Raw genomic sequence first — 13529 nt, 5'->3', positions numbered from 1 at the left:
TTTATAAGCGGTTATATGTGAATCCGCCTTCTTCTTGAATATGCTCAGAAGACTCACCGAATTTACCGAAGTTTTCTTTAAAGTTCTTAGCAAGTAATTTTGCTTTTTCGTCATATGCGTCAGAAGATACCCAAGTATTACGAGGATATAATATTTCTGAAGGTACACCTGGTACATGTTTCGGAATATTAAGACCAAAGATTTCATCTTTAACAAATTCTGAATTCTTAATTTCTCCACTAATTGCACGACGAATCATTGAACGTGTATGTTTCAAGTCCATTCTTGAACCTACACCGTATTCGCCACCAGTCCAACCAGTGTTTACAAGATAAACGTCTACATTATGTTCATCGATTAGTTTACCAAGTAATTCAGCGTATTCAGTCGCATGTAATGGTAAGAAAGGTGAACCGAAACATGTTGAGAATACTGGTTGAGGACTTGTTACGCCTCTTTCTGTACCTGCTAACTTAGAAGTGAAACCACTTAAGAAATGGTACATAGCTTGAGATTTATCTAATTTAGAAATAGGTGGTAATACGCCAAATGCATCTGCAGTTAAGAAGATAATAGTATTTGGGTGACCAGCTATTGATGGTGTAATAATATTATCGATAAAATCTATTGGGTATGCAGCTCTTGTATTTTCAGTTAATGTAGTGTCGTCATAATCTACTGAACCATCAGGATTTACAGTAACATTTTCTAAAACTGTTCCATAACGGATAGCATCATAAATTTGTGGTTCTTTTTCACGGCTAAGACTTACTGTTTTAGCGTAGCAACCACCTTCGATATTGAAGACACCATTTTCATTCCAACCATGTTCATCGTCTCCGATTAATTTTCTATTAGGATCTGCAGATAAAGTTGTTTTACCTGTACCTGATAGACCAAAGAATAAAGCAACATCTTTGTTATAACCTACGTTTGCTGAACAGTGCATACTCATAATGCCTTTTTTAGGTAATAAATAGTTCATTACTGAGAATATACCTTTTTTCATTTCACCAGCGTATTCAGTACCACCAATTAATATGACACGGTGTTTGAACGAAGTAATAATGAATGTTTCAGAATTAGTGCCGTCTTTTTCTGGATCAGCTTTAAATCCTGGTGCACTAATAACAGTGAAATTAGGGCTGATATTAAGTGCTTCTTCTTTAGTTTCTGGGCGGATAAACATGTTCTGTGCAAATAAATTATGCCAAGGTAACTCATTAATAACACGTAAATCTAAACGTGATGATTCATCTGCACCTGCATATCCATTAAAGACATAAAGTTGTGATTTTTGGTTTAAGTAGTCAATAACTTGATCATATAAATTTAAAAAGTTACTTTCTGAGATAGGTTGGTTGATTGTTCCCCAATCAATATCTTGTTCAGTATCTTCCTCTTTAACGATAAATTTGTCTTTAGGAGAGCGACCTGTGTATTTACCAGTTTCCATTCTGATTGCGCCAGATTCTGTTAATACGCCTTCTCCTGCTTCTAGAATGTGATTGTACAATTCAGTTCTAGAAAGTTGCTGTAGTGTAGTGTCCTTCTTTAAAAGGTTTGAAAGTTCGATTGATTCGGTAATTGACTGTATTGCCATAAATGACGACCCCCATGTCTAATATTAATGTTGTAAGCATTTTCATGGAATTAGTATAACACATTAAAATATATAGTCTATACTAATGAGTAAATTTGTTATAAAATTTTTTTAGAAATTTGAATGTGTTTCGTTCCATTGACATATTATGAAAACTTTAGTATTATCATTTCTGACGGATTCTCTTATCCTGAGTGGTGGAGGGACATGGACCCAATGAAACCCAGCAACCTCTTTCTAATGAAAGAAAGGTGCCAAACCGTTTGCAGACCAATATTGTCTGAACGATAAGAGCGAATGGACGAGTGTGCCTTCTCTCTATATCTTTATTGAGAGAAGGCACTTTTTATTTGCGCTGAGGAAGAGACCGTACAACTTTATTTAAAGGAGATTTTTTATGTCAAAGAATAGAAGACTCTTCACATCAGAATCAGTAACAGAAGGGCATCCAGATAAAATTGCGGACCAAATTTCCGATGCTATTTTGGATGAATTATTAAAAGGCGATCCTAAAGCAAGAGTCGCTTGTGAAACAACAGTAACAACTGGTATGGCTTTAATTGCAGGTGAAATTTCTACTTCAACTTATGTAGATATTCCTAAAGTAGTTAGACAAACAGTAAAAGATATAGGATACACAAGAGCGAAGTACGGTTATGATTTCCAAACGATGGCGATTTTAACAGCTATTGATGAACAATCACCAGATATCGCACAAGGTGTAGATTGCGCATTAGAAGATAGAGATGATTTATCAGATAGAGAAATAGAATCAATTGGTGCAGGTGACCAAGGTCTTATGTTTGGTTTTGCTACAAATGAAACTGAAACATATATGCCTTTACCAGGTTATTTAGCTCATCAACTTGCGAAGAGATTAACAGATGTACGTAAAGACGGTACTTTAGAATATTTACGTCCAGATGGTAAGACACAAGTAACAGTTGAATATGACGAAAATGATAAACCAGTAAGAGTAGATACAATCGTTATTTCTTCACAACATCATGAAAAAATTGAATTAGAAAAAATTCAACAAGATATTAAAGATCATGTTATCTATCCAATCGTACCTAAAGAATTATTAGATGAAGAAACTAAATTCTTTATTAATCCAACAGGTAGATTCGTAATCGGCGGACCACAAGGAGATGCTGGATTAACAGGTAGAAAAATCATCGTAGATACTTACGGTGGTTATGCAAGACATGGCGGAGGATGTTTCAGTGGTAAAGATCCTACAAAAGTAGATAGATCAGGAGCATACGCTGCAAGATATGTAGCTAAGAATATAGTAGCAAGTGGATTAGCAGATAAATGTGAAGTCCAATTAGCATATGCAATTGGTGTAGCACAACCAGTATCCATTTCAATAGATACTTTTGGTACAGGTAAAGTAGAAGAAACTGTATTAGTAGAAAAAATAAGAGAAGTATTTGATTTAAGACCAGCAGGCATTATTCAAATGTTAAACTTAAGACAACCAATCTACAAAAAGACAGCAGCATACGGTCACTTCGGTAGAACAGATGTTCAATTACCATGGGAACAATTAGATAAAGTAGATTTATTAAAAGACTTATTAAAATAAATGATGAAGCTCTGTATTTAATCTTGCGGGATTTATGCAGAGTTTTTTATTTTAGGTTTGGTGGAAGTTGGGTCGTTATTAGCAGATTAGGCGAGAGGTGCAAATACTGGGGTCGTTATTAGCAGATTAGGCGAGAGGTGCAAATACTGGGGTCGTTATTAGCAGTTTAGGCGAGAGGTGCAAATACTGGGGTTGTTATTAGCAGTTTTGGTTAGAGGTGCAAATACTGAGGTTGTTATTAGTAGTTTTGGGTGAAAGTGCAAATACTGGTACCGTTAATTACACTTCTGAGTAGTTTTGTAATTAAGGTAGTCCATAGTAACATTTCAGCTGAGTTTTGTAATTATGGCGGTCCATAGTAACACTTCGACCTAGTTTTGTAACTATGGCTATCCTTAGTAACACTTCGGGTGAGTTTTGTAATTAAGGCCCTCGTTATGAACAAGTTTGGGCGAAAGTGTTCACAACGCCCCCGTTATGAACAAGTTTGGCGAGAAGTGTTCACAACGCCCCTGTTATAAACAAGTTTGGCGAGAAGTGTTCACAACGCCCCCGTTATGAACAAGTTTGGCGAGAAGTGTTCACAACGCCCGCGTTATGAACAAGTTTGGGCGAAAGTGTTCACAACGCCCCCGTTATAAACAAGTTTGGCGAGAAGTGTTCACAACGCCCCCGTTACGAACAAGTTTAAGTCAAGTTGTTCATAATGAACTGAATTTTTATAAAATATTTACTATTAAAGTGTGGTTTAACTACTCAAATGTATGAAGTATAAGAAATTACGTTATATTATCAATATATTTCATGATATATACTGAATTTATTTGTAATTTTTACTATAATGGAATTAATACATATGAAAGGGAGCGATCTACAATTATGAGTCAATTAGAACCGATTCATTATGGATTAATCGCAGCGATCGTTATTGCGATACTATTTATTATATTATTCTTTGTTTCATTAAAACAGAAACAAAAATCTTTGAATAAGATTCAAGAAGCTCATAAAAAAGAAAATGAGACGCTTAAATCTGAACATAAAGAAAAGTTAGATCATGAAAGAGTTGAAAATAAAAAGGTTCTAACGAAACAAGAAGAAACTCATCAAGAAGCAATTTCACAAAAAGAAAGAGAAATTGACTCATTAAAGTTATTTTCTAAGAATGAAGGGGAATATATAACTGATAGACATTTATTAGAGTTGAGAGACCAACTTGTTAACGAACGTAGAATTAGACCTGAAGATATGCATATTATGGCAAATATCTTCTTACCTAAAGATCCATTAGGTAAAGTTCGACAAATTGATCATTTAGTCTTAACAAGAACAGGTATATACGTAATTGACTCTAATTTAGTAAGTGGTCATATCTATCACGGTATTACAGAACAGCAGTTTAGTGATTTTCCAGTATTAGGACTAGTCTTTGAAACATTGGATTTAAACCCAAACAAAGAACAAACGTTATTACTTGAAAAACAATCAAATAATAAAACTGCAGCATTCCATTCATATACTGACGAAGTTAAAGAAGTTGATAATACAACTGAAGAATTACAAAGACAGTTAGAACTTAAATATACACCGACACCAATTATTTACTTCCATCCAAATGAAGTAAGTGAAGCAACTATCAGTAATTATTCTCAAGACCCTAACATTAAAGTGTTAGTTGGTGAAAAACAACTTCAACACTTCTTTAATAAATTTGTTTTCCATGGTAGATTCCAATACAGTGTGGAAGACCTTGAGAGAATTATGGATGAAATTGAAAAGTTTAACCCGTAATAACTAAGCGCTGCATTTTATGTAGCGCTATTTTTATACTAAAAAAGGTGGTTATAAGTATGGTAAAAGAAAATTTTGAAGTTAAAAATCCTGCAACTGGTGAAGTAATCGAAACGATTAAGAACAATACGGAAGAAGATATTAACAACAAGATTGAACAGGCACACGATGCTTTTCAAACATACAAAAAGAAACCGGCTCATGAACGTAGTGCATTGTTATATAAATGGTATGAATTGATTCTTGAAAATAAAGAAGAAATTGCTTTAATTATGACAAAAGAAAGTGGTAAACCATTAAAAGAAGCTTTAGGCGAAGTTAAATATGCGACAGATTATATATTATGGTTTGCTGAAGAAGCAAAACGTACTTATGGAAGAACCATTCCAGAACATGTTGATAACAAACGACTTATCGTTACACGTGCACCTGTTGGCGTTGTAGCAAGTATAACACCTTGGAACTTCCCAGCAGCAATGATGACTAGAAAAGCAGCACCAGCATTAGCAGCAGGGTGTACGTTTATATGTAAGCCAGCACAAGATACACCACTTACAACTATGAAATTAGTTGATCTTGCACATGAAGCAGGATTTGATCGTAGTGTTATCCAATACGTAAATGGTTCAGGTAAAGACGTAGGTGCAATTTTCACAAAGCATCCTTTAATTTCAAAAATAACTTATACAGGTTCAACACCTGTAGGTAAGCAGTTAATGGAACAATCAAGTTCAACATTGAAGAAAGTAACACTTGAATTAGGTGGTCATGCACCATTAATTGTTCACGAAGATGCAGATTTAGATAAAGCAGTTCAAGGAACAATTGCTTCTAAATTTAGAAATGCAGGTCAAACATGTGTATGTGCAAATAGAATTTACGTACATGAATCTATTAAAGACGCATTTGAAGATGCACTTAGAGCAGAAGTCAGTAAATTAAAAGTAGGCGATGGTCAGGATGAATCAACAGATATAGGTCCTGTTATTAATGCAGATGGTTTTGAAAAAATTAAATCTCATATTGAAGATGCTACAAGTAAAGGCGCTCGCGTGATTACTGGAGGAGATAGCTATAAAGATGGTGGCTATTTTATCACACCAACTGTTCTATCTGACGTTTCAGACGATATGAAAATCATGGTTGAAGAAACATTTGGACCAGTAGCACCAATTCAAACTTATAAAGATTTAGATGAAGTTATTGTAAAAGCAAACGATACACCATTTGGTTTGGCAGCATATTTCTTTACTGAAAACTATAGTAATGGTATAAAGTTGTATGAGAACTTAGATTATGGAGTAATTGGTTGGAATGATGGCGGACCAAGTGCAGCTCATATTCCATTCGGTGGAATGAAGGAAAGTGGATTTGGTAGAGAAGGTGGTTCAGAAGGCATTGAACCATATTTAGAAACTAAAGTTGTTTCAATTTTAATTTAAGTATCGTCTAAAATTAGGAGGCAGTAAAATGACACAGAAAATAATTGAGTTTTACAATGGCAATTCTATACCAGCTTTAGGATTAGGAACATTCAGAGTAGAAAATAATGATGAATGTAGAGAAGCGGTTAAACACGCTATTATAAGTGGTTATAGACATATAGATACAGCTCAAACTTATCACAACGAAGAAAAAGTTGGACAAGGTATCAAAGAAGGATTAGAAGCAACAGGATTAAACAGAGAAGATCTATTTATTACAACTAAACTTTGGATGACTGATTATGGTAGAGAGAACGTTCAATCAGCATATGAAGCATCTTTAGAAAGATTAGGTTTAGATTATGTAGATCTATATTTAATTCATTGGCCTGGCCAAGATAAAGAACTTATCACAGAAACATGGAAAGCTATGGAAGACTTATACAATGAAGGCAAAATTAAAAACATAGGTGTAAGTAACTTCCACGTACATCACTTAGAATCATTATTACAAGAAGCTTCTATTAAACCAGTTATTAATCAAATAGAATGTCATCCATACTTAACTCAAAAAGAATTAAGAACGTATTTAGAAGCACAAAAAATTGTTGCACAATCATGGTCTCCTTTAATGAATGGACAAATATTAGAAGACGAAGTTGTAAAAGAAATTGCAAATGAATTAGGTAAAACACCAGCTCAAGTTATTATAAGATGGAATATTGATGAAAATATTGTTGTTATTCCTAAATCAGTAACACCATCAAGAATTGAAGAAAACTTAAACGTATTTGATTTTGAGTTATCAGAAGATCAACTTTCAAGATTAAATGCTTTAAATAAAGATGAAAGAATCGGACCAGACCCAGAAGTCTTTACTGGTCAATAATTCATAAATAGCCAACGAATCATAGAGGTTCGTTGGCTTTTTTGATTTTAAGAATAAATATTTTGCTTAATAAAAAGTTTGATAAATAAATATTTTCATTTTAGAAAATGCCAATTTTTTGAATGTTAAGTATGTAATAATTTCGAATTTACAAAATAAGTATATTAATATCTTATATTTTTTGTTACTATTATAATAATTATTATTATATCCAAAATATGAGAGGAAGTATTTAATGTTTAAAAATAACAGGTATTCTATTCGTAAATTTTCTGTTGGAACTGGGTCAGTAATCATCGGTGCAATGCTTTATTTGAGCACACCAAATATCGTTAATGCAGAAGAATCAAATGTATTAAAAGAGGAAAGTAAGAGTACAGAATCGACTACAAATGCAGAGTCAAATAAGAATATAGAAACATCAAATGAAACTAACGAAACAAATACTAAAGAAGAATCAGCGCAAGACTTAACTCAGAAAACATCAACTGAAAATCCAACAACAGAAAATGATACAGCAGAATCAAATACTTCAGAAGAAAATGCTAAAGAAGATAAAGAGGAACAAAGCGACTTTACAATTGATCCAATAAACAATCAAACTGTGAAATCAAATGAAGCTATTAATCCTATAAAGATAAATGTAGAAGGTTCTGAGAACAATACGAATCAAGTACAAGGATTACCAGATGGACTTACATATGATTCAAGCACAGATACAATAACAGGAAATCCTACTACTGTAGGCAACTATACCATAACAGTAATTTCGAAAAATGATTCAGCCGTTCAAAAAGAGACTACTTTTACCATTAATGTAGAAGAAGGGGAAGAACCATCAACAGAAGAACCACAAACGAATAAAGATTCGAAATCAACTGAAGAAAACACGACTGAAGAGCCGACATCAGATGAACATAAATCAAAAGAAAATTCAACAAATGAAGATTCTAAAGAAGATAACAAAGATACAATAGAGGAACCAAAATCAACTGAAGAAGATTCATCGGAAGAACCAACAAATGATAAAGACTCAAAAACAGATCTATCTAAAACTGATGACAAGAATTCAACAAAAGATAAAACAAAATCAGATGAAAATTCAACAAATGAAGATTCTAAAGAAGATAACAAAGATACAACAGAAGAACCAAAATCAAATGAAGAAGAGACTTTAGAGGAACCAACAAAAGAAGAACCATTAGATAATAATAGTGAACAACCAGATACTGCTAACAATGATTTATCTACAGGTGACTCTGAAGATGATAATAATATAGACCCAAATGTTGATGCTACAGACTTAAAAACGACTAAGCCATTAACAGACAAAGAAAAAGAAGATATAGACCAAAAATCAAAAAATAAAAGTAAGACTGATAAAAATTTAAAAGCTTTAAGTGCATCTTCATCAAAAGTGGAAAAAGAAGCAACCAAAGCCGATGGTAGTCCATTAGGTGGAGATGATGTAAACAGCAAGATTAAATCTAGTAATGTTAAGTTTGAAGAGGGTACATGGAAAAAAGGTGCTGCTTTTGAAATAGGTTTTGATATATCTATTCCGAATGACGTAAAAAGAAATGATTATTTTACTGTACATATACCTAAAGAAATAAATCCTACATCTGCAGATAGAGATAATGGCATACTATTAGGAAATGATGCAAATAGTATTTATGCAAAAGGTACTTATAATCGTGCCGATAATTCATTTACATTCAAGTTTACTGATAATATAGAAAAATATAAAAACACTAGTGCACACGTTGATTTCTTAGGGTTAATCAATTTTAAAGAAGCAACCAAAACAGATAACTATAACTTGAATTTAAAAATTGGTGATTCAGAATATAATGCTATAAGAAAAATAGAATATTCAACTGATGCACGAAATTTAGATTTATATCAAGATTCTAGTGTTCAAGAAAAAGTAGATGATCATAATCCATATAACACAACATATACAGTAAACGGAAAAGCTAGGACTTTAAATAATGCCAAGGTTAAAATAACTCCATTTATGGGCAGTGAAAAAAATCCAGATGTCATTAGCCAATTTAATAAAGATATTACTAAAGTTCAAATTTTGAAAGTTACTGATAGGAATACATTGAATCAAAGTGGAAGTGATAAGAATGTCACTTATGTTGATGTATCATCATCACATAATATAATCTTTAATAGTGACGGCACTATAAGTATAGATCTAGGAAATACGAATAGCACATATATAATCGTAGTGAATTCTGAAACAAGTAAACCATTTGTTCCTGAAACTTTTATTGAAAGTACAATACAATTAAGTGCAAGCAATATTGCTTCTGGAAGTAGCCAATCTAAAATAGGAAAAAGTAAACCATCAAGTAATAACTCATCAGGTGTAATTGTTGATGATACGACACCACCCGTTGTTGATAAAGTTGATAATCAAACAACAGAAGTAAATTCGGCAATAGATCCAATTGTTATCAATGCGAATGATAATAGTGGTGAAAAAGTTCGAAATGACGTATTCGGTTTACCAGATGGTGTTACATATAATTCAGAAACGAATACAATCTCAGGTACACCTACAAAAGCAGGAACATATGAAGTAACTGTTATTTCGTCAGATAAAGTATATAACGAAACAGAAACGACATTTACAATTACAGTAGAAGATACAATAGCACCAACTGTGGATCCAATTGAAAATCAAACAACTGAAGTGAACACACCAATTACTGATGTTACTTTAAATGGCAAAGACAACAGTGGAGATCCAGTGACTCATAATGTAACTGGTTTACCAGACGGTGTGACTTATAATGAAGAAACAAATACAATTTCAGGTACACCAACAAAAGCTGGAAACTATAATGTGACTGTTATAACGAGTGATGAAGCAGGCAACGAAACAGAAACAACATTTACAATCACAGTAGAAGATACGACAGCACCTACAATAGATCCAGTAGATAACCAAACAACAGAAGTAAATACACCAATAACGGATATTAAATTAACTGGTAAAGATAATAGTGGAGATCCAGTGAGACATGATGTGACGGGACTACCAGATGGTGTAACTTATAATGAAGCAACACAAACAATATCAGGTACCCCTACAACTCCAGGAAATTATGAAATTACAATTGTAACAAGAGATGATGCGGGGAATTCTGCAGAAACAATATTCACAATTACAGTGGAAGACACATTACCACCAACAGTGGATCCTGTAGAAGATCAAACAACGGAAGTAAATACACCAATCGAGGACATTACACTTAATGGTAAAGATAATAGTGGCCAACCAGTCACACATGAAGTATCAGGACTACCTGAAGGTGTGACATATGATCCAGAAACGAATAGCATTTCAGGTAAACCAACAACTGTAGGTAATTATGATATAACAGTAGTTTCAACAGATGAGTCAGGTAATACGACAGAAACGACTTTCACGATTACAGTAGAGGATACTATTCCACCAACAGTAGATCCTGTAGAAGATCAAACAACAGAAGTAAACACACCGATAACTGATATTACATTAAGTGGAGAAGATAACAGTGGTCAACCAGTATCTCATATTGTAAGCGGCCTACCAGATGGCGTCGTGTATGATGAAGTTTCAAAAACAATTTCAGGCACACCAACCAAAACTGGTGATTATAATATTACTGTTGTAACAAGAGATGAAGCGGGTAATGAAACAAAGTCAACATTTACGATAACTGTAGAAGATACAACAGCGCCTGATGTTGATCCGGTGGATGACCAAACAACAGAAGTAAATACACCAATCAAAAATGTAACATTAAACAGTAAAGATAATAGTGGAAAACCAGTCACGCACGAGGTATCAGGATTACCCGAAGGTGTAACGTATGATCCAGAAACAAATACTATCTCAGGCACACCAACAACTGTAGGCAGTTACGAGGTAACAGTAATTTCAACAGATGAATCAGGTAATACAACAGAAACTACATTCACGATTACAGTGGAAGATACAACAGCACCAACGGTAGATCCAGTAGAAGACCAAACAACAGAAGTGAACACACCAATTACTAGTATCGAGTTAAATGGTCAAGATAACAGTGGAAAACCAGTGACACATGAAGTAAATGGACTACCCGAAGGTGTGACATATGATCCAGAAACAAATACAATAACAGGTACACCAACGATCGTAGGAAGTTATGACATAACAGTTGTTTCAACAGATGAATCAGGCAACAAGACAGAAACGACATTTACGATTACAGTAGAAGATACGACAGCACCTGATGTTGATCCGGTGGATGACCAAACAACAGAAGTGAATACACCAATAGAGGATATAACACTTAACGGTAAAGATAACAGTGGAAAACCAGTGACATATGAAGTATCAGGATTACCAGAAGGCGTGACATATGATTCTGAAACAAATACAATCTCAGGCACACCAACAACTGTAGGCAGTTACGAGGTAACAGTAATTTCAACAGATGAATCAGGTAATACAACAGAAACTACATTCACGATTACAGTGGAAGATACAACAGCACCAACGGTAGATCCAGTAGATGACCAGACAACAGAAGTAAATACACCAATCAAAGATGTAACATTGAATGGTCAAGATAATAGTGGAATACCAGTGAAACATGAAGTATCAGGACTACCAGAAGGTGTGACATATGATTCAGAAACAAATACAATCTCAGGCACACCAACAACAGTTGGTAGTTACGACGTAACAGTAATTTCAACAGATGAGTCTGGTAATACGACAGAAACAACATTTACGATAACAGTTGAAGATACATTACCACCAACGGTAGATCCAATTGAAGATCAAACAACAGAAGTGAACACACCAATTACTAGTATCGAGTTAAACGGTCAAGATAATAGTGGAAAACCAGTGACACATGAAGTATCAGGACTACCAGAAGGTGTGACATATGATCCTGAGACAAATACAATTTCAGGTACACCAACAACAGTAGGTAGCTATGATGTAACAGTAGTTACCACAGACGAATCTGGTAATACAACAGAAACGACATTCACAATAACAGTTGAAGACACAACAGCACCAGTTGTTGACCCTGTAGAAGATCAAACAACAGAAGTAAATACGCCAATCAAAGATGTAACGTTGAATGGTAAAGATAACAGTGACCAACCAGTCACGCATGAAGTATCAGGTCTACCAGAAGGCGTGACATATGATTCTGAGACAAACACAATCTCTGGCACACCAACAACGGTAGGCAGTTACGACGTAACAGTTGTGACAACAGATGAATCAGGAAACAAAACAGAAACGACATTCACGATTACAGTAGAAGACACAACAGCACCTGAGGTTGATCCGGTGGATGACCAAACAACAGAAGTGAATACACCAATTACAAATATTGAATTGAATGGCAAAGATAACAGTGGAAAACCAGTCACGCATGAAGTGTCAGGATTACCTGAAGGTGTAACATATGATTCAGAAACGAATACAATCTCAGGTACACCAACAACTGTAGGCAGTTACGACGTAACAGTAGTTACAACAGATGAATCTGGTAATACAACAGAAACGACATTCACGATTACAGTAGAAGACACAACAGCACCTGTTGTTGACCCTGTAGAAGATCAAACAACAGAAGTAAATACGCCATTCAAAGATGTAACATTGAATGGTAAAGATAACAGTGACCAACCAGTGACACATGAAGTGTCAGGATTACCTGAAGGTGTAACATATGATTCAGAAACGAATACAATCTCAGGTACACCAACAACTGTAGGTAGTTACGACGTAACAGTTGTGACAACAGATGAATCAGGAAACAAAACAGAAACAACATTCACAATTACCGTTGAAGATACAACATCACCTGATGTTGACCCAGTAGAAGACCAAACAACAGAAGTAAACACACCAATTACTAGTATCGAGTTAAATGGTAAAGATAACAGTGGAAAACCAGTGACACATGAAGTATCAGGACTACCAGAAGGTGTGACATATGATCCTGAGACAAATACCATTTCAGGTACACCAACAACAGTAGGTAGCTATGATGTAACAGTAGTTACAACAGACGAATCAGGCAACAAAACAGAAACAACATTCACAATAACAGTTGAAGATACATTGCCACCAACGGTAGATCCAATTGAAGATCAAACAACAGAAGTAAATACGCCAATCAAAGATGTAACACTTAACGGTAAAGATAATAGTGGAAA

General features: G+C 34.4%; 6 protein-coding genes and 1 riboswitch. Of the genes, 5 read left to right on the top strand and 1 reads right to left on the bottom strand.

Annotated features, from left to right (window positions below; translation table 11 throughout):
- Window position 1 precedes the first annotated feature (1 nt).
- Window positions 2-1603 (bottom strand): phosphoenolpyruvate carboxykinase (ATP), encoded by a 1602-nt coding sequence (pckA, locus tag LQ679_RS12015; RefSeq protein WP_239763104.1) that lies wholly within the window; start codon window positions 1601-1603, stop codon window positions 2-4.
- A gap of 182 nt (window positions 1604-1785) precedes the next feature.
- Window positions 1786-1897: riboswitch (SAM riboswitch) on the top strand.
- Between the two features lie 103 nt (window positions 1898-2000).
- Between pckA and metK the strand changes: the two genes are divergently transcribed.
- The 5 genes from metK to LQ679_RS11990 all read left to right on the top strand — a co-directional run.
- Window positions 2001-3194, top strand: a complete 1194-nt coding sequence (gene metK, locus LQ679_RS12010; protein WP_025905541.1) for a methionine adenosyltransferase — start codon at window positions 2001-2003, stop codon at window positions 3192-3194.
- An 879-nt stretch (window positions 3195-4073) separates the two neighbouring features.
- The gene (locus LQ679_RS12005; RefSeq protein WP_239763102.1) at window positions 4074-4985 is read left to right on the top strand and encodes a nuclease-related domain-containing protein; all 912 of its coding nucleotides are present in this window, start codon (window positions 4074-4076) and stop codon (window positions 4983-4985) included.
- A gap of 59 nt (window positions 4986-5044) precedes the next feature.
- Window positions 5045-6427: an NAD-dependent succinate-semialdehyde dehydrogenase gene (locus LQ679_RS12000; RefSeq protein WP_204189161.1), complete on the top strand. Its 1383-nt coding sequence runs from the start codon at window positions 5045-5047 to the stop codon at window positions 6425-6427.
- 28 nt (window positions 6428-6455) lie between these two features.
- Entirely contained in the window at window positions 6456-7298 is an 843-nt protein-coding gene (locus LQ679_RS11995; protein ID WP_204189157.1) for an aldo/keto reductase, read from the top strand.
- A 235-nt stretch (window positions 7299-7533) separates the two neighbouring features.
- Window positions 7534-13529 (top strand): putative Ig domain-containing protein (locus LQ679_RS11990; RefSeq protein ID WP_239763100.1); only part of this gene is annotated, 5996 nt, incomplete at its 3' end.

Source organism: Mammaliicoccus sp. I-M35 (assembly GCF_022386455.1).
GTDB classification, from domain to species: Bacteria; Bacillota; Bacilli; order Staphylococcales; family Staphylococcaceae; genus Mammaliicoccus; species Mammaliicoccus sciuri_A.
The sequence above is the reverse complement of the archived record's forward strand: the minus strand, read 5'-3'. Positions and strand labels throughout refer to the sequence as shown.

Excerpts from the sequence above, each read along its gene's own strand:
- pckA (WP_239763104.1), bottom strand. The coding sequence starts at position 1,603 with ATGGCAATACAGTCAATTACCGAATCAATCGAACTTTCAAACCTTTTA.
- metK (WP_025905541.1), top strand. The coding sequence starts at position 2,001 with ATGTCAAAGAATAGAAGACTCTTCACATCAGAATCAGTAACAGAAGGG.
- LQ679_RS12005 (WP_239763102.1), top strand. The coding sequence starts at position 4,074 with ATGAGTCAATTAGAACCGATTCATTATGGATTAATCGCAGCGATCGTT.
- LQ679_RS12000 (WP_204189161.1), top strand. The coding sequence starts at position 5,045 with ATGGTAAAAGAAAATTTTGAAGTTAAAAATCCTGCAACTGGTGAAGTA.
- LQ679_RS11995 (WP_204189157.1), top strand. The coding sequence starts at position 6,456 with ATGACACAGAAAATAATTGAGTTTTACAATGGCAATTCTATACCAGCT.